Here is a 21782-nt window from a genome sequence, read left to right on the forward strand (position 1 = left end):
CCCCGACCCACCACACCCGACCACCACAACCGGTCACCACAACGGCCACACCACCGCGGCCCCGCACCCCCAACGGAGTGCGGGGCCGCGCCACACGACCCGACCACAAAGGCAGAAAGAACTCGAAAAGCGCCACCCGGACGAGAAGACCACGCGACCGGGCCGACAACAGCAACGCAGCAACAGCACGGGCATCGCATCGACCGACGAGAGCTTGCCGGGTGCAAGGCGCCGGACAGGCACGAATGAAAGCGACCCGAACAGGGCTCCCACCCCACACCATCGAACGCCCCCGCATCCAGACGCGAACGGAACCCCCGCGCAATCGACCGCCCCGCCGTCCCCCGGCCCCGGCACACACCACGATCACAGCCGTTCCCGCCCGGTTCCCAGCGCGTCGACGAGCACGCTGTCGGCGGCATCCGTCCGGTTCACCGGGGACGAAGCGGACAGGCCGAAAGCCGTGAGCGGTGTGGACTCCCGTGCGCTGGTGGTGCTCGGCCACCACCTGGGACGGCTGGCAGCGACGCTGACGTGGGAGTCGGGCCGCGGCGGCGAGGACACGCGCCATGCCCGCGCGGTCCTGGACCGTCTCGGCGGCGTCCCGCACGTGTGGATCGACCAGGACACCCAGATGCCCGGCGCGTTCGACGGCATGGGCCGCCCGGTGCCCGGCGACGAGCCCGGGCTCGCGTTGCTGGCCCCCGACTCCCGGCAGTTCCTGTATCGGCGCGCCGCCGACCGCAGGGACACGCTGGTGGCCGGCCATGGCGGAGACTGACCCCGCCGTTCGGCCACCTGGTGGATTTGGCCCGCCGGGACCGGCGGCGAGCGTTCGCGCACCTGCGCGGCTATGCGGCGCTGGACGGGTCCGACTGCCGGTGGCGCTGCGCCGCCTCGTGGAGGACCGCAGCTCGTATCCGGACATCTGCGCCGGTGGCGCGCCCGCCTGTTCACCACGGCGACGGGCACCGCGTGGGGATGGGAACCGGGACCAGCCGTGCCACGCTGGGTCTCGTTGCAGGCGCGGGAACTGCTGGCGGACGCCGTGGACTCGGAGGCCGGCCCCATGCACGCGCGGCGGCAACAGCACTACACGCACGCCGCGATGACGTGGGCGGCGATGGGACACCGCGCAAGCGCGCAGGCGGCCCGGCACGCCGGAGTTTTCGGGGCTCTACCCTACCTGGACCGGCCGGTCCTCGAAGTGTTCGGCGCGGTCCGCGCCGAGCAACGCCGCACCCTGTACGGCTACAAGCAGGCGCTGACCGTGGCACTGGCCGATGTGCGGACCGGCCCGCTTTCGCGGCGGCGTACCAAGCGGCTACACCCTCAAACCCCATCTGGACGCGGTCGCGCCGCAGGTCGCCGGTCTGCTCGCGGACAGCACGGCCGCTCAGCTTGGCGTTTAACGTGGTCGAGCTTGGTGTTCCTTGATTGACTCGGCGCGTTTGGCCGTCTTGCCGACGTTGTGGCGCCTGGCCCGGTGTCTGTTCTTCGAGCCGGCGGGCCGTCCCGGCCCTGGCCGGGACGGTTTCGGTGCGGCCGCCGGGCGGGCCGTGGTCGCGCGGACGTTGCGAAACCCCCGCCGCACCCGGGCGGGGGTGAGTCGGCGGGGCTCGGTCGGTCGTTCCCAGGGGCGGCGGAGGTCCTCGGTGAGCGGTCGGGCCAGGCGGAGCTGGGTGTGGGCGGCGATGACGAGCCAGGTCCACAGGTCGGCGGTGTCCGCGTGACGGATCTTCGGAGCGGTCCAGCCGAGGGTCTTGTTTCATGAGCCTGAAGGTGTGCTCGAGGTCGAATCTGCGGAGGAAGGACTGCCACCAGCGGTCTACGTCCGCCGGTGTGGCGGCGATGGCCGAGCACCACAGCCAGACCGGTTTCGGGTCGCGGTCGCCCGGGAGGCGCTCGACCTTCAAACGGATCAACGTGCCGTGAAGAATGGGGAGTTCCTCGTCCGCGTGGTCCAGCCAGGGACCGCGGTGGGTCAGCCGGGGGTGCATGCGGTCCCAGGCTTGGGCCTCGGCCTTGCCGTAGTGGGTGGTGTCCGTGACCGTGGTGACCTCGGGTTCGTGCCAGTTGTCCGGCTTGGCGAAGGTCAGGACGCCGCCGTGCCGACGCGGCCGTCCGCCCTTGGGCCCGGAGCGGGCGGGGCCGGGGTCGCGGAGCATGACACGGTCCGAGCGCAGGCGTCCGACCAGGACGGCGGGCAGGTCCGCCAGGGCGTGGGAGAGGTAGGCGACGTCGTAGCCGGAGTCCATGACGATCCAGATCTCCGGATCACCGGCCTGCCACTGCCGGGCCTGGATCAACCGCTCGACGACGCCTCGTAGTTGGGCGGCGGTGACGGCGGTCGCGTCGTCCGCCGGCCCGAGGCGCACGGCATCCAGCAAAGCGACCCAGGAGGTCCGGCCGGTCTCCAGGGCGGCGACGAAGGAATACGGCCAGCCCGGTACGAACTGGTCCGTCTTGCGGTCGCCGCGCCCGTAGACGTGGCAGAACAGCCGGTCGTCACTGGTGGGGGCGTCCGGGCGGAGCCAGTTGCTGACGTCCACAGCCAGCACGATTCGCCCGTCGGCCGCCCTCGGCAGCGGCAGCTCGGCCAGCGTCCGGCGCAATCGCGTCGGCTCCACCCAGCCCCGGTCCAACGCGGCATACAGGGCCCCGTGCCCCCGCCGGTACTCGACCGCCAGGCAGAGCTCGACCAGGGTCTTCACCGGCCCGTCCGCGCACAAGATCGCGTCGGTGAGCTCGAAGAGCGCATCGACACGGCGGTACAGGCAGTCGTAGAAGTCGACCCGAAAGCGGGACAACACGTTCAATGCCTCGCCTGCGGGCGCGTCGGCGGGGAGACTCATAAGCAGCGGCCGTTCTCTCGTGCTTCGTTACTCGACATCTCGAAGCGTGAAGAACGGCCGCGTCACGTGCCGCCGGTTCCCGGGTATCTCAGCCGGTCGAGTGACCTACGACGTTAAACGCCAAGCTCAGAAGCCGTTGTCTTATCGAAAGTAGTTCCTGCGTTTCCGCTGGTCAGGCATGAAGTCTGGTGCCGTGCGGGAGGGATGACGTGTCGCGTCGTTTCGTTCGTGGGGGTTGCCGGTGCCGTCGGTGATGGGGTTGCTGGAGGAGCGCGAGACGGCTGCCCGGGTGCGGGTGGAGGAGTTGCGCGCGGAGGTCGATCGGGTCTGGCCTTGTTGCGGGACGCCGAAGTGCTGCTGGAGCGCAGGGTGGTCGCCGTTGAGGAACCGGCCGAGGCTCTGGATGCGCGGGTGCCGGTCGAGCAGTCCGTGGACGTCGAGCCGGTGCCGATCGTCGTGAAGCAGGCGAGGTCCGGTTCGGTGGTGCCGCACCGGCGCGCGGAGACGGCGGTGGCGGTACTCGCGCCGGACTACCGGCGGATCGTCGCGTTGGTGGACGAGGGTGGTGGGGTCGGGCTGCAGGCGAGGGATCTGGCGCGTGAGCTGGGTCTGGAGCCGGTTCCGGCGAAGTTGGAGGGGGTGCGGTCGAAGGCGAAACGGCTGGTGACGCGGGGGTGGCCGGCCGAGGAGGTGCCGGGGGTGTTCACGCCGCGGCCCGCGGACGGGCCGCGGCCGCCGCGCGGCGGGCCAAGCGACGGGTCATGAGCATGCTCATCGACCACCGGATGAGTGCTTCGCTGCTGGTGGTGTTGGCGTACTTGGCAGAGTGCCCAATGAAGTACGGCTGAACGTGCTCAGCTACGGGTCGCTGCGCCAGGTTCGCCGAGAGGCTGCGACGATCTGCGCGTGCATGAGTTCGTCGAGGTTCTGAGGCAGGAGTTCCGGGCCGACGAGGGGAGCTTCCTTCTTCGGCTTCGTGGTGATCTGGAGTGGGATCGGGCCGCTTTCACTCGTCTGGAGCGGGCGATGCGGGCCGCGTGTGAGCGGTACCAGTCGAGCGAGAGACTCGATCGTTGGCTCGTCGAGGGTTTCCATGAGGTCGCGACGTGGGTGCCGTCGTGGACATCGCATCCGGATTTCCCCCGCCCGAGCCCGGACGCGTATTACCAGGCGTGCGTCGAACGCATCGGCGATCTGGCCGACTGGTTCTTCCGAGGCCGGCACAACTATTCGGAACAACATGCATGGGTCGATCTCTGAGGGACCGACGGCCTGTTCAGGCGACGCCGGCTTGGCCTTCGATGGCGGTGAGCCGGTTCTTGAGGCGGTAGCTTGGGCCGTTGATGGCGACGACGTCGCAGTGGTGCAGGAGACGGTCGAGAATGGCGGTGGCGAGGACTTCGTCGCCGAACACCTGTCCCCACTCGCCGAGGCTCTTGTTCGAGGTCAGCAAAATGGAACCCTTTTCGTACCTCTTCCAGACCAGCTGGAAGACGAGGTTGGCCTCGTCACGGTCCAGGGGCAGGTAGCCGACCTCGTCCACCACGAGGACGTTGGGTCGCAGATAGGTTCGCAGTTTCGTGTCCAGGCGGCCGATCCCGTCGGCGGCTTTGAGCTGGCGGACCATGTCGTCGAGCGTGGTGAAGTAGACGCTGCAACCGGCCCGGCAGGCCGCGACCGCGAGCGAGACCGCGATGTGGGTCGTGCCGACCCCGGGCGGCCCCAGCAGGGCGACGTTCGCCTTCGACTCGACGAAGGGCAGCGCCGCCATGTCGCGGATCTTGCGCGGGTCGAGATCGGGTTGGAACGAGAAGTCGTACTGGTCGAGCGTCTTGTGGTGGGGCAGTTTCGACAGCCGCAACGCGCCGCGGAAGCGGCGGTCCTCGCGAACGGCCAGTTCCTCCTCGAGGACCAAGTCCAGGAGGTCGAGGTAGCCCATCTTCGCGGCGTCCGCGCGCGAGAGGTATCCGTCCAGTCCTTGCGCCAGGTGGGGCAGTCCCAACTTGGTCGCGGTGGCGCGGATCCGGGTGGTGACCAACTCGCTCACGCGGTGTCCTTGTCGTCGATGGGTGCGGGGTTGAACGGGCGGGTGCCGGCAGCTTGGTCGTAGACCGACAACGGGCGGCGGCCGACGACGACTTGGGCTGCGGCGGCCCGGTTCAGCAGGGCGGCGAGCGTGCCCGGAGCGGCCTCGGCCGGCCGGGCGGCATCCGGTTGTGGGCCGGGTTCGCCGGTTGTGACGGAGCGGGTGTGTCCGTCGGGCAGGCCGTCCCAGTGCCGGGGATCCACGACGCGTGAACCGCGTCGACCGGCCCGCGGGTGGGAGGCAAGGAGGGTGGCGCCGTCGGTTCCGGCGACGGGCAGGTGCAACTCGACGGTGTCGCGGGTGGCGCGGACTTCGACCAGCTGGCGGGCGCGGACCCTGCGGGCGGGCACCGAGTAGAGGCAAGCGTCGAACGCGACCAGGCAGTCCTTGCCGACGTGTCGCAGGTGCCGATCGGAGACCTGGTAGAGCCTTTTCGGGAGCGGTCGCATTGCCGCGTGGTCGCGTTCGGCCCGGATGCCGATGACCTCGCCGTGGGTGCGGTGCGTGCGCGCTCGGCGCATCGGCACCCAGGCCGCGAACGCCGCGTCGAGTTCGGCGAGGGAGGCGAAGCCGCGACCGGCGAGGACGTGGTCGCGCACGATGGTGACCTGCCGCTCGACCCTGCCCTTGCCGGGCCGGTAGGCGGCGAGGACGTCGATGTCGAAGTCGTAGTGCCCGGAGAACGCGACCGCCTCCGGATGCAACGGAACCGCCTGTCCAGGGGCGACGTGACGGCGAACCACGGTCTTGGTGCGGTCGTAGACGATCGCCTTGGGTACACCGCCGAAGTGCTCGAACGCCCGCACGTGGCTGCCCCAGAACGCCGCGAGATCCATGCTCGTGGTGAAACAGCAGAACGGATCCCGCGAATACGACAGGACCATGTGGAAGGAATACACCTTCGGGATCCCGACGTGGGCGAGGATGGCGCCCTCGTCGCCCCAGTCGACCTGGGCCTGGACCCCGGGCGCCACCTCGAACCTTCGATGCAGACCCGCGAGTTCGTCGGGGGCGATGCCCAACTCGGCGGCGATCCGCGGCCTGGCCCGCTGCAAATAGATCTTGACGCGCTGGTAGTTGCCGGTGAACCCGTACTCCTTGACGAGGCGTTCGTGGATCACCGAACCCTTGAGCAGGATCTCGCGCCGCAACCAGACATCGACGATCGGCTCGACCTCGCCGATCACCCGCCGACGACCCCCCGACGGTGGGACGACAACCTTTCGGGGCGGCCCCGGCGGAACATCGCTCGACAGATACTTGCGCACCGTTCGCCGGTTGAGCCCGGTCTCACGAGCGATCTCCGAGATGCTCATCCCCGATTCGCGCAGCGCGCGGAAACGCCGAAGCTCCAACCACCGCTCCGAGTCCAGGACCACTCCGCCGCCCTCCGCCGCAACCTCACCCGACCGGCCCAGCGTTCCCGCACCCCAACGCGCATCAACTACGACACGCCGCCCAACTGAGCACGTTCATCCGTACGTGGCTGAGCACATTGATTCGTACGCCGACACCTGCTGCTCGGCGGGTCCCGCGGACGTCTGGGTGAACGAGCCGCCGACCGTGTTGTCCTCGGCCGACTGGCGCCTGGTCCGCGCGGCCGGCACCGGCTCGCCAGCCCGTCCCGCGTGTAGTCGCCGGACCTCAAGCGCCCGAGGACGACGACATGGCCCTGACATCGTTGGCGATTCACGATCTGACGGAGAGCGTCCTCGGGTGCGTGTGCGCTGCGAATCCATGTACCGGTGAGCCCGATGTCGGCCAGTTGTCCGTGTCGGTCGCGAGGATCTACGCCTCGTCCAGCGACGACTTCCCGCTGGAAACGCGCGTGGTGCAGGGGATGCGTGGGTGTGTGCCGCCGCCCATCACCGCGGTCGAACTCGTCGTCGCCGTCCTGCGGTGCGCGCCCTCGTTCGACGAGTCGGGATGCCCGCCCACCTGCGAAGAACTGGCCACCACGGCGCGACGGCTGCACGTGGACATGGTGACGGTGTACAACGCGCTGCTGTGCTGTCTGCCCTCGACGGACGCCACTCGCCGGCGTGGTCGGATGTTCGTCCTCGGCCCGCAGCGCACCGTCGGCCCGGAGGGTGGCTGTGCCGGCTTGGAGCAGCGGATGACCGTGGGTCTGCCGGGCTGCGGATGCCCGGAGGAGGCGGTGGTGGTGTCGTGAGTGTCGAGGTACGGATCGAGCCGGGTCGGATCGCGCGAGCCCTGCGGCTGCGGAACGGGATCGTCGCGAGGCGCCTGGCCGAGCGGACCGCGCGGACCGCGCGGACCGCCGAGCGCGAAGCCCCGGGACACATGGGTGAGTTCATCTCATGGACGGTCCAGGAGGGGCGGCAAGACTTGGAGGGCGTGATCACCTGCAACCACCCCGCGACGCGCTTCCTCCTGGAACGGGACGAGGCCGCACATCATCCGGCCCGTCGCGCGAAAGCGCTGCGGTTCGTCGTCGACGGCGAGGGGTGCTGCGCCCGATCTCGGTCGACGAAACCTGGATCGAGCACATCGCCATCGGTGTCGACGGTCCGCCCGAGGTCGAGGCGGTCAACCGGGAACGACTGCGCATCCACGAGCACGTCCAAGGACCCTTCGGTTTCGGCACCCCCGACGACGCCGAAGGCTGGGACCGTGTCCAGCGCGGCGCCCGGGGTGCCCCCGAGATGCCGATCCTGATCAACCGCGGCCTGGCCCGGGAGACCACGGGGCCCGACGGCCGACCGACCTCCCACGTCACCGACGAGACGGGCATGCGCGCCGCCTACGCCAAATGGAAGGAGATGATGAGCGATGCCTGAGCGCACCGACGTGCCTGCCCCCATCCCCATGACCGACCCGCGCGTGACCCGGGCCGTCGAACTGGTGTGGCGTGAGGCCGAGTTGCTCGACCACAAGGACTACGTAACGTGGAACGAGCTGTTCACCGACGACGGCCTCTACGTGATTCCGGTCGATCCGAGCGGCGACGACTTCGCCGACACGCTGAACATGGTCTACGACGACGCGCGCATGCGGCGCATGCGCGTGGGCCGGATGACCGAGGGCTACGCCATCGCCGCGGTCGACGCCGCGCGCACCGTGCGAACCGTGTCCCGGTTCGTGCCGCAGTCGGCGTCCGACGAGGAGGTCGTGCTGCGATCCGCACAGATCCTGATTGCCTACAAACGCGGCAACCACGATATCTGGGCGGGCGACGTACTGCATCGGATCCGATTGTCTCCCGAAGGCCCCGGAGGCGACCGGATCACACGCAAGGTCGTTCGGCTTGTCGACAGCGAAGAGGCCGTCCCGGCCGCGGGATTCCTGCTGTGACCGCCGACCCGAATCCCCGAATCGCCGTGGTCACCGGCGGTGCCCACGGACTGGGTGAGTTCATCGTGCGGCACCTGCACACCGAGGGCTACCGCGTCGCGATCGCGGATCTCGACGGCGACGCGGCGGCCACGCTTGCCGGGAACCTGGACGGCGCCCGTAGGTCCGCCCGGGCCTACACCGTCGACGTCGGCGAACGCTCGGCCCTGGAACGGCTCAAGACCGACGTCGTCCGCGACTTCGGCGCGGTGCACGTCCTGGTCAACAATGCCGCCCGAACCCGGGCGACGCCGCTGCTGGAGATCACGCCCGACGAACTCGACGCCGTCATGGCGGTCAACTTCACCGGAAGGTTCGTCGCCTGCCAGATCTTCGGCGCGCACTTCGCCGAACAACGCCACGGACGGATCGTCAACATGGCGTCGCTGGCCGGCCAGAACGGCGGCACGGCGACCGGCGGACACTACGCCTCCTCCAAGGGCGCCGTCCTGTCCGCGACCAAGGTCTTCGCCCGCGAACTCGCACCCCACGGCGTGACCGTCAACGCCGTGTCGCCCGGGCCTCAGGATGGCTCCACAGTGCGGTCGATCGTCGGCGTGGACGATCTCGAGGCCTTCTCCAGGAACATACTCGCTGTGCGGCCCACCCGACGACCCCACGGCACTGCTCATCGCAGTCAAACGCGAAGCAGCGTCGCGAGGCGGCTCGGCGGCGCTGCACACGGTCGCGGAGGGTGACGAACTCCGAGTCGGCGCGCCTCGAAACCTGCTGACGCTCGCCGCCGATGCCGACAGGCACGTGCTGGTCGCGGGGGGAATCGGGGTCACCCCGCTGCTGGGTATGGCCCACCGACTGCACCGGGACGAGGCGGACTTCGAACTCCACTACTTCGCCCGCAGCCGCACCGACGCGGCCTTCACCGAACTGCTCGAACGACGTGTGGACTTCCGAGATCGCGTACACCTGCACTTCGGGGTTCCCCGCGACGATCATCCGGCCGTCCTGGCCGGGGTCGCCGCCGACCTGACGTCCGGCTGTCATGTCTACACGTGCGGGCCGCGGGGATTCATGGACCGGGTCGCCGGCGTGTTCGCGCCCGTGGTCGGCGAAGCGCACGTGCACATCGAGCACTTCGTCGCCGCCGGGATCGACACAAGCGCCGATCGGCCGCTCATCGTCGAACTCGACACCGGGGAGGTCTTCGACGTCCCCGCCGACCGGTCGATTCTGTCGGTGCTGACCGAGAACGGCATCGACGTGTTCAAGTCCTGCGAGGAAGGCATCTGCGGCTCGTGCGTGTCGGGTGTCCTGGAAGGCACACCCGACCACCGGGACGCCTGCCTGTCCGTGAGCGACAAGGCCGCCGGCGATCAGATGGCGCTCTGCGTGTCCCGCGCGCTGACGGACAAGCTGGTGATCGAACTTTATTGAGCGGCCACCTCGGCCCGCCCCGGCGTGCGAAATCCGGTGCTCGCGCCGGAAATCGCACCACGGGTTGCGCGGCTGTCGGACCGCGGGCCGTCCGTCCATTACCGGCCGTTCCCACTACCGGCCCTTTGAGAGGCACTGGTGAAAATAACCGGCGTGGAGGCGATTCCGTTCGCCATCCCGTACCGCAAGCCACTGAGGTTCGCCTCCGGTGAGGTGCACGTTGCCGAACATCTGCTGGTTCGGGTTCGGACCGACGACGGGATCGTCGGCGTCGCGGAGGCACCGCCTCGCCCCTTCACTTACGGCGAGACTCAGACCGGGATTCGAGCCGTCATCGACGGAATCTTCGCCCCGCAACTCGTCGGGCTGAATCTGCTGCAGCGTGAGCTGATCGCGGCCCGTCTCGCCCGCACGGTCGGCAATCCGGCCGCGAAGGCCGCGATCGACATGGCCGTGTGGGACGCGCTCGGCCGCAGCCTCGACGTCCGGGTCACCGAGCTGCTGGGCGGCTACACCGACCGGATGCGGGTGTCGCACATGCTCGGTTTCGACGAGCCCGCGGCGATGGTCGCCGAGGCCGAGCGCATGGTCGACCGGTACGGCATCACCACGTTCAAGGTGAAGGTCGGCCGCCGGCCCGTGTCGCTGGACACCGCGGTCGTCCGGGCCCTGCGCACCGGGCTCGGCGACGACGTCGATCTCTACGTCGACGGCAACCGCGGTTGGACCGCGGCCGAAGCCGCCCGTGCGATGAAGGAGATGAACGACCTCGGGCTGTCGTTCGCCAAAGAGCTCTGCCCCGCCGACGACGTCCTCGGCCGACGATGGCTGGTCTCCCGGCTCGACGTCCCGTTCATCGCCGACGAGTCCGCCGTCACCCCGGCCGATGTCACGCGGGAGATCCTCGGCGGCTCCGCGACCGCGGTCAACATCAAGACCGCACGCACCGGATTCACCCGATCGCAGCGTACTCACCACCTCGCCGAAGGTCTCGGACTCGAAGTGGTGATGGGCAGTCAAATCGACGGGCAGATCGGTTCACTGTGCACCGTCGCGTTCGGAGCCGCGTACCCCCTGACCGCGCGACGCGCAGGCGAGTTGTCGAACTTCCTCGACATGAGCGACGACCTGCTCACCGAACCTCTCGAGATCACCGACGGTGAGCTGGCCATCCGTCCCGGCGCCGGGCTCGGTTTCGAGATCGATCCGGACAAACTCGACCACTACCGCCAAGACCACTGAACGAAAGCGAACACGTCCCTGCCCAGGTGCACGTAGGCGTTCGGCAACCGGGCGCCGTCCAGGCGGGTTTGCTCCTGCTCCAACGCGACAGACTTCCCGCTGCCCCGCTCCCCCGACACCACGACCACCGGCACGTCCCCGGTCTCGTCGAGACCCTCCGCCCACACACGCCGCCGGTCGGACTCGAAAGCGTCCGAGTCGGAGACGTTCGACGCGGAAGCATCCGACGCTGCGACCGTCAACAGGTGCAGGGAACGCCGCCACTCGTATCGCAAGGCGTAGCCGTTCGTCGAGTCGGTGCGCCCGAGAGGCTCGGGCAACGAAGAGGTCATCCCAGGTGCCGGTCGCCGCCTGCCATCTACTCGAGGTGGCGGCGCGGGTCAGGAGCGGGTCCGCGAACGCGATGACGCCGGATCGAACACGAACGTGTTCGTGTTCGATATCGCGAACACCTCCAGGGGCACCCCCAGTTCACGGCAGTAGTCGGTGCTGACCGACCACTGCGGAAGCATCGCCGGTCCGGCGTTGAAGTACTGGCCGGGCGCGAAACCCGCCCGTTGCGTCACGCCCTTGATGTCGGTCAGCGTGTCGCCGCCGCGCACCGTGAGACTGCGCCCGCCGATCCGCGGACGGGCGTCCAGCACGGTCACCTCGTGGCCGGCCTTGCACAATTCGTACGCGGCGGTCAGCCCGGCCACACCCGCACCGACCACCGCCACCCGGGCCGGACGACGGCCCGTGAGCGTGAAGTCGGACGCGCGCGGCGCACGGAACGGCGGCGTGGCGGCGCTCGCCGACGAGGGCGCGAGACCGAGCGCGCCCATGGCGGACAGTGCCGCCCCGGCGCCGCCCACCGCACCCACGGTCTGTAGGAATCCTCGGCGGCTGGTCGGCCGGCCGAACTCTCGGGAATGGTTCACGTACGTCTCTCCTCTGCGACGAGGGCGTCGATGATCGGACGAGCCCACAATTCATTCATCGACCCGTCGGTCTATCATTAGGGCAGGCGCCCCCAGGACGCGTCGACCCGGACGTTCGAACGAGGGATGAACGCGCCATAAAGGCGCACGATCGATCCCGTCGAGCACGCCGCCCAGCGCCACCGGATCCTGAGGGCCGCCTCGACCTGCTTCGCCGACAAGGGATTCCACCGCACACGCACGGCCGACATCTGCGCACGCGTGGGCATGAGCCCCGGAAACCTCTTCCACTACTTCCCGAGCAAACACGCGATCATCACCACGATCCTCGAACGGGAAGGCACCGAGACCGCCGCCCACCTCACCGAACTCGGACGCGCAGCGGACCCGTTGGCCGCACTCTTCACCCTGGTCGACGCAGCGGTGGCCCTGCCGTCGACCCCACCTACGCGGTCCTGACCCTGGACACCGCCGCCGAGGCCCGCCGCGACCAGAACATCGGAGCCCTGAACGACAACCGCGCACCGGCATCGCCGACCTACTCCGCCGTGCCGCCGATCGGCCGGGCGAATCGACGACACACTCGACCCGGACCGGGCCGAGCGGAACACACGTGAGCCGTCGAGACTGCGGCGGTCACGGGATGAGCCCGGCACGTCCGGCCGAACCGGACACCAAGCGGCCGCGCGACCGACCCGGCCGCACCATCTGCACGGAGCGACGCCGACGAGCGCATCCGAAACGGCATCGAGTCCGACCTCGCTTACACCGTCCGTCCCGCGCCCGCATCGTCCAGGCGAGGCGGTGCGCACGGTGGTACGGGTGCAGTCGGTCGGTGTCGGATGCGCACGCTGGTGCCGTGCGCCGTGCGCCGCCGTCGGGTCGCCGCCCCCGGCGCCTGGGCTCCGACGGCGGGGTCGGATCGCCGGGGCCGGCCGGAAAGTGGTGGCCGTGGGGGCTTCCTCATCCTCGTCGCGCTCGACCGGCACCCCACGGGCCGCTCATTCGGGTTGTGTCCGCGCCTCGGCCGGCGTGACGACCGGATGCCAGCAGGCGACGCGGCGGGCGGCGTCGATCCTCTCCAGAGCCGGCTCGTCGGTGCGGCAGCGGTCCGTCGCCAGGTCGCAGCGCGGCGCGAACGGGCAGCCGGGTGTGTCCTCGCCGGGCCCGGGCGGGCGCCCGGCGATGGTCACCAGGGGCAGCCTGCGGTCGGTCGTCATGTCGGGCACGGCGCCGATCAGGGCTCGGGTGTATGGATGTGCGGTGCCGGTGACCAGGTCGCCCGTCGGCAGTTCCTCGACCACCCGCCCGGCGTACATCACCATCACGCGCTCGCAGACCTGGGACACGACGGCGATGTCGTGCGAGATCATCAGCACGGCCGCACCCGACTTCTCGCGTACGTCGCGCAGCAGGGCGAGCACCTGGGCCTGCACCGTCACGTCGAGCGCGGTGGTGGGTTCGTCGGCGATGACGAGTCTGGGCTCGCCCATCAGGCCCATGGCGATCATGGTGCGTTGCCGCATGCCTCCGGAGAACTCGCCGGGGCGCATGCCCGAGCGGTGCTCGGGGTCGGCGATACGTACCGCGCGCAGCCGATCCACGGCCCGCTTCATGGCCTGGGTTCGGTTGTGGCCGAGGTGCACTTCGGCCACCTCGGAAAGCTGTTTGCCGATGGTGAGGGCCGGGTTGAGCGACGCCATCGGGTCTTGGAACACCATCGAGAGCGATGTGCCGAGCCTGGTGTCGGCCGTCGGGTCGACACCGTCGAAGGTGATCGACCGCGCGGCGGCCCGCGCCGGATGGGGGACCAGGCCGGCGACGGCCAGCGCGGTCAGGCTCTTGCCGGAGCCCGATTCTCCGACGATGCCGACCGCCTCTCCGGGCGCGACCGACAGGGACACATCGCGCACCGCCACATGGCCACCGGGGAACGTGACCCGCAGGCGGTCGACCTCGAGCAGCGGGGTGGGGCCGGTCTTCTCGGCGGCGGCCGTGACGTCCGGGTCGCCCGACGGCGTCGACGCGGCGCCCCGGTGGTCCCGGTCGGGCGCCGTCCGAAGCCCGCGCCGGCCGCTCGCCTGCGACACCACCTCGCCCACCAGGTTGAACACGAGTCCGGTCAGCACGATCGCCACCGCCGGTCCCACCGCCGACTCCGGGTGCGTGTAGACGCGGGCGAGTTGCTCGTTGAGGAGTCGGCCCCAGTCGTAGTCCGGCGCCTGTACGCCCAGGCCGAGGAACGACAGGCCGGAGAACGCGACGAGGATGCCGGCGCCGGCCTGGAAGAGGAACAGCGCGACCGGCTCGGCGATGTTGGGCAGGATGTGCCGCACGATCAGCCGGAAGCGACCCACCCCGAGGATGCGCGCAGCGGCGACGTAGTCGGCCCCGGCCACCGACGCCGCCAGGTTCTGAATGAGTCGGGCGAAGGTCGGCACGACTCCGATGCCGATCGCCAGTACCGCGCCGCGGGTGCCCACGCCGAAGACGATCGCGAGGAACAGCACGAACAGCAGGGTGGGAAACGCAATGAGCAGGTTGACCAGGGCCGTGACCAGGCGGGCGACGCGCGGGCTCAGCACGGTCGGCAAGGCGCCGAGCACAAACCCGCCGAGGCCGCCGATGACGGTGGCGGCGAGGGTCAGTTCGAGGGTCAGGCGGGTCGCCACGACCGTACGCGCGGCGATGTCACGGCCCAGGGCGTCGGTGCCGAACCAGTGCTCGGCGCTGCCGCCCTGCCCGATCGCGGTGGTGTCGACACGATCGGCGGTGTCCTGCCACAGGATCGGCCCGACGATCGCGACGACCGGCAGCACGAGCACGGCGAACATGGTGAGGATGCCGAGCGGCGTGCGCAGGGTTCGGCACAGGCGTTGGGTGAACGACATGGTCAGCTCTCCCGGATCGTGGAGTTCGGGTCGGCGATGGCGAGGAGGACGTCGACCGTGAAGTTGATCAGCAGCGCGATGGTGCCGTAGACGAGGACGACCCCCTGCACCAGCGGATAGTCCTTCTGGATGATGGCCTGGACCATCGTCATGCCCAGGCCCGGCCACGCGAAGACGTTCTCCACCAGGACGGTCCCGGTCAGCAGCCCGGCGAGCATCAGCCCGCCGAGGGTGAGCGAGGACGTCAGCAGGTTCGGCAGCGCGTGACGCACGTAGAGGATCCGTGTGGGCAGTCGCTTGGCGCGGGCAGTGCGCATGTAGTCCTCGTCGAGCACGCGCAGCGTCTCGACCCGCACGATCCGCGACAGCGCGGCCACCGGGCCGATGGCAAGCGCCAGTACCGGCAGCACGTACGATTCGGGTCCGTCCTTCAGGGCCACCGGCAGCCAGCCGAGTTGGGCTCCGAAGAGCGCGGCCAGCCCGACCGCGAGCAGGAACTCGGGCAGGACTGCCACCACACCGGTGGCACCGACGAAGGCCAGTTCGAGGCGCCTGTGGCGGCCGTGGCGGGTGAAGACTCCCGCTGCCATGCCGAGTGGGACCGCCGCAAGAATGGTGGTGACGAACGCGATCGCCGCGATCTGCATGGTCGAGGGCAGCCGGTCGGAGATGATGTCGGCCACCGGCATCTGAGCACCGATCGACTCGCCGAGATCACCCTGGAGGAGTCCGGCGAGGAAGCTCCCGAACTGGTCGGGCAGGGACCGGTCCAGGCCGAGCGCGTGTTCGCGTGCCTGGACCAGTTCGGGGGAGGCCGAGACGCCGAGCGCGGCGCGTACCGGGTCGCCCGGGACCAGGTGGATCATCGCGAACGACGCCGTGATCAGCACAGCGAGGGACACCGTCAGTCGACCGAGGCGTCTGAGTGTGAACGTCACCCACGGGTTGGTCCGGGTACCGGCGAAACTGCTTGTCCGTGTGGTCGTCATCGGGTCTTCGTCGACCACGTCGACGTGATGTCGCCACCGTTCCCGTCGAACGCAACGCTACTGCTGCGGTGAGGCATTGCGCCGTTCGCGGACGGGATCGTGCCGACACGCTGCACGAGGACGAACTCGGCGGCGTTCGGGTCGGCGACGTCCCGCGCCGCGACCTGGATGGTCTGTGCCATGGGGACTCCTTGCAGGAGATGGACCGCCCTCGGCCGGACATGGCGGCCGAGGACATGGGGCCAGGCGTCATCCCTGGTTCCGAGAGGTGGTGCGGAGAGCGAAATTCCGGATGTATGGGCCCGATCGGCGCCACCGACGAAGGACTGCGTCTCGTGGCGACCGTGCTGGTGGCGGATGCGTCACCGCCGTCGGGCGGCACTTCGCGCCCCGGCCGGCCGAGGCCCGGCTGTCGGCCGGTAGTGGTCGCGTCGCCGGAGCGGCGTCTCGGAAGGACGCGGCTGCCGCCGGGGCCGTGCTCGGGGTCGGTGTGAGCGGTGTGGGTACGTCGCTACCGGCCGGCCGGACGCCGATGATTCGACGAGGTTGCCGATCCGTGGTCCCGGGCCAGGACGATCCGTGGCGGGCGTGCCGGGCGTCGATTCTCTCGGCGGTGTTCCGCCGAGGTGCGGCCACCCTCCTCTCGGCGGGGTGTCGGCACTACCTCGAACGCGCCTTCCGTAAAGGCGAGTTGCCGTGCCGTGGCTCGGCGGGTTCCGCACCGGGAAGGTTCCCTATGGTTGTGCGGTCTCCCCGTTCAGGGATCGCGACGGCACGCGCGCGAGTGCTTGTCGTTCACGCGGGGCGGATCGTCAGTCCTTGCGCAGCGCGGTGGGGACGATGGCCCCTCGGTCGAGGCGGAAGGTGACGCCCTTGCCGAACATGGTCACCCGGGTGTCCACGAAGGGCACGACGTCGACGCGCTTGAACAGCGCGACCTCGGCGGCGTTCCAGTCGGCGCAGCTGGCCGTGTCCGGCTTGAGCCGCGCGGCGGCGACCAGGCGCTGGTGGTCGGGATTGTCCGTCCCGCCGAAGTTCATACCCTGTGGTGGCCGGGGGCCGCTGAAGAACGGCACCAGTTGGTCGGGAAGCGCTGCGGTGAACGGCGGCCAGGAGACGTCCCAGGCGTCGCCTCCCACGACCGAGGTGAGCGTGGTGCCGGTGAAGGTGGACGTGGTCACCTTCACGCCGAGCGCCTTCCACTGCTGCACGGTCAACTCCGCGGCGGCGAGGACCTGTTCGCCGCCGCTCAGGTAGGTGAACCTGATCTCCAGCGTCTTGCCGTCCTTGGTCCAGGAGTCGCCGGATTTGGTCCAGCCCGCTGCGGTCAACTCGGCGGCGGCTTGGGCCGGATCGTGTGCCGGCAGGTTGCCGGTGGTGTTGTCACCGGGGCACATTTTGGGTTCGGCGAGTCCGAGTCCCTTGGAGGGGGTGCCTTTTCCGCCGGTGGCGACGGCGCCGATCTGACCGAGGTTCAGGGCGTGGATCAGGGCCCGCCGGACGTGTTCGTCGGCCGTCGGGTGCCCCGGGGTCTCGGCGAAGACGAGTTGCCCGAGCAGCAGGTCCACGCTCTGCTGTTTCAGGCCGGAACCCTGCAGACGTTCTCGGTCGGGGCCCAGGACCTGCGTGATGTTGAGCCGACCGGACAGGAGGAGGTTGGCCGCGGTCGTCTCGCTGGAGACGACTTTGAAGATCACCTTCTCGGGGGACTGGTCGTTGCCGGCGCCGGCCGGGCCCCAGGTGTAGCCCTTGCGCTTGACGTACGTGTAGTGGTCGCCCGGCACCACGTCGGAGAGGATGTACGGGCCGGTGCCGTTCGAGGCGCGAGCGAGGGTGTCCGGCGCCTTCAATCCCTTGGGGCACGCGATACCGACCATCGCGGACATGCGCAGCAACATCGGCGCGGGGTCCCGCGTGGTCACGAACAGTGTACGAGTGGCGTCGTCGGCGGTCGCGGTGGTCGTCCGGGGCACGGACAGGCCCAGCAACGGCGATTGGTTCTTCGGGTCGGCGATGTAGTTGAACTGGTTCGCGACATCGGAGGCCCCGAGGGGCGTACCGTCGCCGCACGTTACCCCTTCGCGCAGCTTGAACTCGACCTTGTCCACGCCGTGGACCGTCCAGGACTGTGCCAGTCCGGAAACCACCTGCCCGTCGGCCGCGATGCTCACGAGGGAGTCGTACGCGAACGCGTTCATCACGCCGGCGGCCGAGTTTGCGCCGGCGAACGGATTGAGGGTGCCGGGGTCGGACCCCAGGCCGATGGTCACGGTGTCGGCGGCACCACCGGGGCCGCCGCCCCCGCCGCCGCACGCCGCGGCGGTCAGACAGGCCGTGGTGGCCAGCGCCACAATCCTGGACGTTGTTCTTGTTTTATGTATCAAGTGCACAGGCGTCATTACGGACTTGGCCATCCTGGGGAACCTCCTGAGCGGCCGACGGCAGAACATCGTCGGCGGGGGGATGGCTGACTTTAGACACCCGAGAGGGAGGTCGTGAATCGTCCGTTTCGACGAAACTCACGCGTCATTGTTGTGCGGGAGGACAAGGGGCCTGCTCCGGGCTACGCGTCCGGGCTCTGCGAGGGGGTCGGTGCCTGTCCGGGGAACAGGATCAGGCTGAGCATGTGTCGCACGCGTTCCGGCGACGGCTCGTTGCCGGCTCGGGCCATCAGCACTTCGCGCAAATCGACCATCATTTCCGTGAGTTCGTCCCGACTGAGCCAGAACGCGTGCTGGCGAAAGCCCACCAGGTCGCGGACGGGGTCGGCACCCTCGCGATCGAGGTAGGCGCTGAACTCGGCCTGCAGGGTCGCCGAGGCCACCGCGAACGTCCGGCGGTAGTCCTCGATCGACATCGACGAGGCCGTGTCGACGTCGATCACCGTTCTGCCGCGGCGCAACACGTATCGGCGTTCGACGGCACCGCGGACCCGCTCCTCGCTCTCGACCGCGAGGACACCGCCGCCGGCCAGAAGGCCGACATGCCGGTACACGGTGGCCTGGGAGACGTCCGGCAGCAGGGCGCACAACTCCGAGGTGGTGCGCGCCAGTCCGTCGTACATGGCGTGCACGATGCGCATTCGCACAGGGTTCAGAAACAGATCGACCGTATCCATGGACAGGACAATGTCACCGCCGCTACCTTTCTCAAAAATGAGAACAGTTAGGACGCAGACCATGCCGAACTCGTCGCCCGCACTTCGCCCCGATGCTGCGCTCTCGCTGCCTGCGCCCCCGCTGGGGCGCCGGCACGTCGTCGCCGGCCGACGACTGATGCTGCATCGCTCCGGTTCCGGCGGCCCGGCCGTGGTGTTCCTCCCAGGGGGCGGGATGGTCGGTTTGGACTACCTCAACATTCACAACCGGACGGCCGAGTCGACCACCAGCGTGCTCTACGACCGCGCCGGTACCGGCTGGAGCGACCGGGTCGAACTGCCGCGCTCCGCCGGCGAGGTCGCGGACGAACTGCACGACCTGCTGTGTTCCGCGGACATACCCGCCCCCTACATATTGGTGGGCCACTCCCTGGGCGGGTCCTACGCGCGCATGTTCGCGCAACGCTTCCCCGCTCGGGTGGCGGGGCTGCTCCTGCTGGACCCCTCCCACGAGGACTTCCTCGCCCGGGTGCCCGAGGAGGTGCGGCAACACGCGGAGCAAATGCGGCAGCAGGTGGAGGAGCTGCGACTCGGGGGACTGCCGGAGGTGACACCGGAGCAACTGCAGCAGGCCCTCGATCAGCTGGAACCGGTCTCAAGGAGGTGGCCCGAGTCCGTTCGCCGGCCACTCCTCGACTACCACCTCGACGCGTGGCGGACCGGCATCGACGAGGCGTGGAACCTCGACAGCGAGGTCGCCGGCGAGTTGCGGAGCGGTCCGGGTCTTCCGGATGTGCCGTTGATCGTGCTCACCGCTCTGGCCGAGGAGGAGGCCGAGGCGCGCACGTGGCCCGCCGAGACGCGGCAGAAGTGCAGCGATGCCAAGGCCGCGCTGCACGCGGAACTGGCACGCTCCGTACCCAACGGCGAGCACCGAACCCTCGACGACGCCGGACACGTCTGGCTCCACCAGGAACGCGCGGACGCGGTGCTCCAAGCCGTCGACGATCTTCTCCACATGGCACGATGACACCCCGACCGGCCCACCGCCCCGTGTCACACCCGGGACCGACACACGCCACGGACCATGCGGAACCCCACCGGCCGAACCGCAACATGGTCGGCGCGGACCGGTAGGCGGCAGCGTCGAGGCGATACCCACGGAGGCTCCGCAGCGCGCCTGCCCCCGTCGAACCGCGATCCAGGACTTGGCGCTGCGCCGGCGCGTGTCCCCTATATACGCGCCACCGTGCTGTCGGGGCACGTTCCCTTTATATACGTCGCGCAAGGGGGCAAGGACTGGCCCGCACCATGCCGGCCCACGTGCTGGACAGACGGCCAAGACCACGACGTGCTCGACGTGGACGCCGACGCCGACGCCGAAGACCGCACCGGCGCCCTCGGTCTGGGCCGGAGCCTCGGCCTCACCGTCACCGACCGCCGATCACTCTCGTCACATGCTTGCGACCTCCCCCGACCGCAGCCGAACCGGCCCCCGTCCAGCGGCCGTTGACGCGCCGCCGTCGCCAACGTCTCAGCGAGGCGTCCCGCGACACGACGTGTGGCCGTCGCCCGGCCCCGGACCGCGACGCCCAGAAAGCACCCGACATGTTTCCTTCCACCATCACCGACTTCTGGCTGACGCCCTCCCCCACGAGTCGCCTCCTCCACGAGGACGGCGCCTTCAGCGTCACCGTCGACGCCGCGCTCGACGAGAGCGAACGGCTCACCATCCTCACCGCGACCGGCGGGAGGACGCGCGTCCTGCTCACCCCCGCGGTCGCTGAGGCAGTGGGCCTGGAAAACGGACAGCCGGTCGACGAAACCGGCTTCCGGCAGCGGTTGGAAAAGTCCGGCATCTCCCTGCACGGAGCCGACAACCTCTTCTATTTCACCGTCGGGGCCCAGGAGAAGTTGCTCGGCGAGCCGGACACCTGCTCGATCCGCCCGCTCACCGAGGCCGACGCAGGCGTGTTCGGACGGTTCGAGAAAGAGGCGTCGGCACAGGACCGCGACGACGCATCAGTCGAGCTGGATCACTGGGCCGTCTACGGGGCGTTCGAGAACGGGCGACTGGTGTGCGTGGCGAGCATGTATCCGTGGGACGACGGGCCGCCGGCTGATCTCGGCGTGCTCACGCTCCCGCCGTTCCGGGGCCGGGGCCACGCTCGCCGTCTTGTGCGCGCAATCTCCCGGCGCGCCCTCGCACGGGGCTACCAGCCGCAGTATCGCTGCCAACTCGACAACCACGCCTCGGTGGCGCTGGCCGGATCGGCCGGCCTGACCCGATTCGGGACATGGGACGTGGTCGACCCGGACTCTGCCGTGTGAGCAAGGACGCGCCGTGCAGACAACGCAGTCGGTGTCCACGTCGGTGCGATCACCTCATCCGTGCGAAGGAGACGAATTCGTTCTCACCGACTCACCGGCGTCGGGGGTGGACGACGGTGCCATGCGCGGCCTCCTGGACCGGAAGTCGGTACGACCTCAAGCGCATTTGGCCAAGGGCCCCTGCCGCAGCCCCCGCGGTGAACGTCACAAGGCGCGACCACAAGCGATTTCGTGGCGCACCTGGGGTAGACGTCACCGGGCCCTCTCGCGCCGCGTGGCCCACCTCTGCGACGAGGGTGTCGACGATCGATCGAGCCTATCTATTCATTAATCGACGCGTCGGTCTAGTATCGGTCCCGGCACGCCCCGACGCGTCGACATCTGCGAACCTCGCGAGAGGGGGAACACCCCACATGCGCACAATTGAGCACCCGCTTCCTGGGCGCGGAACCCACGTAAGCCGTCGAGACCGCGGCGCGCACACCCTCGTGCATCGAGCCGGCATCGTCGCGTTCCGCTCCCCCGGGCCGATCCCCCGCTCGAACGGTTCGACCAACGCGCCGATCGACTCGCGCGACACGCGATGTCGGGCTCCACGCCCAGCAATCGGACGTTCCCGGATTCT

20 protein-coding genes and 3 pseudogenes are annotated in these 21782 nt (G+C 69.5%); 13 read left to right on the forward strand and 10 right to left on the reverse strand.

Translation table 11 applies throughout. From position 1 onward, the window contains the following. The first annotated feature begins 463 nt into the window (after window positions 1-463). A complete protein-coding gene (locus ACFZBU_RS39905) occupies window positions 464-781 on the forward strand; it encodes a hypothetical protein (RefSeq protein WP_391588682.1) in 318 nt (105 codons plus the stop codon). 627 nt (window positions 782-1408) lie between these two features. Here the strand turns inward: ACFZBU_RS39905 and ACFZBU_RS39910 are convergent. Next, window positions 1409-2855: pseudogene (locus tag ACFZBU_RS39910) on the reverse strand (NF041680 family putative transposase). A gap of 351 nt (window positions 2856-3206) precedes the next feature. On the opposite strand from ACFZBU_RS39910, the gene ACFZBU_RS39915 reads away from it, so the two are divergent. Continuing rightward, the gene (locus tag ACFZBU_RS39915) at window positions 3207-3620 is read left to right on the forward strand and encodes a hypothetical protein (RefSeq protein ID WP_391588683.1); all 414 of its coding nucleotides are present in this window, start codon (window positions 3207-3209) and stop codon (window positions 3618-3620) included. A 141-nt stretch (window positions 3621-3761) separates the two neighbouring features. Further along, the gene (locus ACFZBU_RS39920; RefSeq protein WP_391588684.1) at window positions 3762-4115 is read left to right on the forward strand and encodes a hypothetical protein; all 354 of its coding nucleotides are present in this window, start codon (window positions 3762-3764) and stop codon (window positions 4113-4115) included. A gap of 16 nt (window positions 4116-4131) precedes the next feature. Here the strand turns inward: ACFZBU_RS39920 and istB are convergent, their stop codons facing one another. Next, window positions 4132-4902, reverse strand: a complete 771-nt coding sequence (istB, locus tag ACFZBU_RS39925) for an IS21-like element helper ATPase IstB (RefSeq protein ID WP_391588685.1) — start codon at window positions 4900-4902, stop codon at window positions 4132-4134. Then, entirely contained in the window at window positions 4899-6320 is a 1422-nt protein-coding gene (istA, locus tag ACFZBU_RS39930; protein WP_391588686.1) for an IS21 family transposase, read from the reverse strand. Before istA ends, istB begins: the two co-directional genes overlap by 4 nt. Window positions 6321-6607: 287 nt before the next feature. Between istA and ACFZBU_RS39935 the strand changes: the two genes are divergently transcribed. The 6 genes from ACFZBU_RS39935 (at window position 6608) to ACFZBU_RS39960 (ending at window position 10929) form a co-directional block, all read left to right on the forward strand. Beyond that, on the forward strand, window positions 6608-7114 hold the full coding sequence (locus tag ACFZBU_RS39935; protein ID WP_391588687.1) for a hypothetical protein: 507 nt from the start codon (window positions 6608-6610) through the stop codon (window positions 7112-7114). 295 nt (window positions 7115-7409) lie between these two features. Then, entirely contained in the window at window positions 7410-7742 is a 333-nt protein-coding gene (locus tag ACFZBU_RS39940) for a hypothetical protein (RefSeq protein WP_391588688.1), read from the forward strand. Continuing rightward, window positions 7735-8256 (forward strand): aromatic-ring-hydroxylating dioxygenase subunit beta, encoded by a 522-nt coding sequence (locus ACFZBU_RS39945; protein WP_391588689.1) that lies wholly within the window; start codon window positions 7735-7737, stop codon window positions 8254-8256. The genes ACFZBU_RS39940 and ACFZBU_RS39945 overlap by 8 nt, the downstream gene beginning before the upstream one ends. Continuing rightward, the gene (locus ACFZBU_RS39950; RefSeq protein ID WP_391588690.1) at window positions 8253-8993 is read left to right on the forward strand and encodes an SDR family NAD(P)-dependent oxidoreductase; all 741 of its coding nucleotides are present in this window, start codon (window positions 8253-8255) and stop codon (window positions 8991-8993) included. Before ACFZBU_RS39945 ends, ACFZBU_RS39950 begins: the two co-directional genes overlap by 4 nt. Before the next feature lie 61 nt (window positions 8994-9054). Beyond that, a complete protein-coding gene (locus ACFZBU_RS39955; RefSeq protein ID WP_391588691.1) occupies window positions 9055-9687 on the forward strand; it encodes a flavin reductase family protein in 633 nt (210 codons plus the stop codon). A gap of 138 nt (window positions 9688-9825) precedes the next feature. Next, window positions 9826-10929 (forward strand): mandelate racemase/muconate lactonizing enzyme family protein, encoded by a 1104-nt coding sequence (locus tag ACFZBU_RS39960; RefSeq protein WP_391588692.1) that lies wholly within the window; start codon window positions 9826-9828, stop codon window positions 10927-10929. Here ACFZBU_RS39960 and ACFZBU_RS39965 read toward each other — a convergent pair. Together ACFZBU_RS39965 and ACFZBU_RS39970 are read right to left on the reverse strand one after the other, a co-directional pair. Further along, window positions 10911-11249, reverse strand: coding sequence for a hypothetical protein (locus tag ACFZBU_RS39965; protein WP_391588693.1), 339 nt, complete (start codon window positions 11247-11249; stop codon window positions 10911-10913). The two genes, ACFZBU_RS39960 and ACFZBU_RS39965, sit on opposite strands and share 19 nt — an antisense overlap. 60 nt (window positions 11250-11309) lie before the next feature. Next, entirely contained in the window at window positions 11310-11849 is a 540-nt protein-coding gene (locus tag ACFZBU_RS39970; RefSeq protein WP_391588694.1) for an FAD-dependent oxidoreductase, read from the reverse strand. A gap of 189 nt (window positions 11850-12038) precedes the next feature. Here ACFZBU_RS39970 and ACFZBU_RS39975 point away from each other — a divergent pair, with 189 nt between their 5' ends. After that, window positions 12039-12308: a TetR/AcrR family transcriptional regulator gene (locus ACFZBU_RS39975; protein WP_391588805.1), complete on the forward strand. Its 270-nt coding sequence runs from the start codon at window positions 12039-12041 to the stop codon at window positions 12306-12308. A gap of 542 nt (window positions 12309-12850) precedes the next feature. Here ACFZBU_RS39975 and ACFZBU_RS39980 read toward each other — a convergent pair. Genes ACFZBU_RS39980 through ACFZBU_RS39990 form a run of 3 tightly spaced genes read right to left on the reverse strand, consistent with a single transcriptional unit; the run spans window position 12851 to window position 15911 of the window. Further along, window positions 12851-14740: a dipeptide/oligopeptide/nickel ABC transporter permease/ATP-binding protein gene (locus ACFZBU_RS39980; protein ID WP_391588695.1), complete on the reverse strand. Its 1890-nt coding sequence runs from the start codon at window positions 14738-14740 to the stop codon at window positions 12851-12853. 2 nt (window positions 14741-14742) lie between these two features. After that, window positions 14743-15678 (reverse strand): ABC transporter permease, encoded by a 936-nt coding sequence (locus ACFZBU_RS39985; protein WP_391588696.1) that lies wholly within the window; start codon window positions 15676-15678, stop codon window positions 14743-14745. Between the two features lie 47 nt (window positions 15679-15725). Continuing rightward, window positions 15726-15911, reverse strand: coding sequence for a hypothetical protein (locus ACFZBU_RS39990; protein WP_391588697.1), 186 nt, complete (start codon window positions 15909-15911; stop codon window positions 15726-15728). Between the two features lie 514 nt (window positions 15912-16425). On the opposite strand from ACFZBU_RS39990, the pseudogene ACFZBU_RS39995 reads away from it, so the two are divergent. Continuing rightward, window positions 16426-16731: pseudogene (locus ACFZBU_RS39995) on the forward strand (hypothetical protein); the annotation flags it as partial. Window positions 16732-16823: 92 nt separating this feature from the next. On the opposite strand, the pseudogene ACFZBU_RS40000 reads toward ACFZBU_RS39995, so the two are convergent. Next, a pseudogene (locus tag ACFZBU_RS40000) lies at window positions 16824-18179 on the reverse strand (ABC transporter substrate-binding protein); the annotation flags it as partial. Between the two features lie 113 nt (window positions 18180-18292). After that, window positions 18293-18847 carry a helix-turn-helix domain-containing protein gene (locus tag ACFZBU_RS40005; protein ID WP_391588698.1) on the reverse strand — a complete coding sequence of 185 codons (555 nt, stop codon included), beginning with the start codon at window positions 18845-18847 and terminating at the stop codon, window positions 18293-18295. A gap of 61 nt (window positions 18848-18908) precedes the next feature. Between ACFZBU_RS40005 and ACFZBU_RS40010 the strand changes: the two genes are divergently transcribed. Together ACFZBU_RS40010 and ACFZBU_RS40015 are read left to right on the forward strand one after the other, a co-directional pair. Next, window positions 18909-19856, forward strand: a complete 948-nt coding sequence (locus ACFZBU_RS40010; RefSeq protein ID WP_391588699.1) for an alpha/beta fold hydrolase — start codon at window positions 18909-18911, stop codon at window positions 19854-19856. A gap of 578 nt (window positions 19857-20434) precedes the next feature. After that, the gene (locus tag ACFZBU_RS40015) at window positions 20435-21157 is read left to right on the forward strand and encodes a GNAT family N-acetyltransferase (protein ID WP_391588700.1); all 723 of its coding nucleotides are present in this window, start codon (window positions 20435-20437) and stop codon (window positions 21155-21157) included. Window positions 21158-21782: the final 625 nt, after the last annotated feature.

The sequence above is a fragment of the Embleya sp. NPDC008237 genome (genome assembly GCF_042956465.1).
GTDB lineage: Bacteria > Actinomycetota > Actinomycetes > Streptomycetales > Streptomycetaceae > Embleya.

Excerpts from the sequence above, each read along its gene's own strand:
- ACFZBU_RS40010 (WP_391588699.1), top strand. The coding sequence starts at position 18,909 with ATGCCGAACTCGTCGCCCGCACTTCGCCCCGATGCTGCGCTCTCGCTG.
- ACFZBU_RS40015 (WP_391588700.1), top strand. The coding sequence starts at position 20,435 with ATGTTTCCTTCCACCATCACCGACTTCTGGCTGACGCCCTCCCCCACG.
- ACFZBU_RS40005 (WP_391588698.1), bottom strand. The coding sequence starts at position 18,847 with ATGGATACGGTCGATCTGTTTCTGAACCCTGTGCGAATGCGCATCGTG.
- ACFZBU_RS39945 (WP_391588689.1), top strand. The coding sequence starts at position 7,735 with ATGCCTGAGCGCACCGACGTGCCTGCCCCCATCCCCATGACCGACCCG.
- ACFZBU_RS39990 (WP_391588697.1), bottom strand. The coding sequence starts at position 15,911 with ATGGCACAGACCATCCAGGTCGCGGCGCGGGACGTCGCCGACCCGAAC.
- ACFZBU_RS39935 (WP_391588687.1), top strand. The coding sequence starts at position 6,608 with ATGGCCCTGACATCGTTGGCGATTCACGATCTGACGGAGAGCGTCCTC.
- ACFZBU_RS39980 (WP_391588695.1), bottom strand. The coding sequence starts at position 14,740 with ATGTCGTTCACCCAACGCCTGTGCCGAACCCTGCGCACGCCGCTCGGC.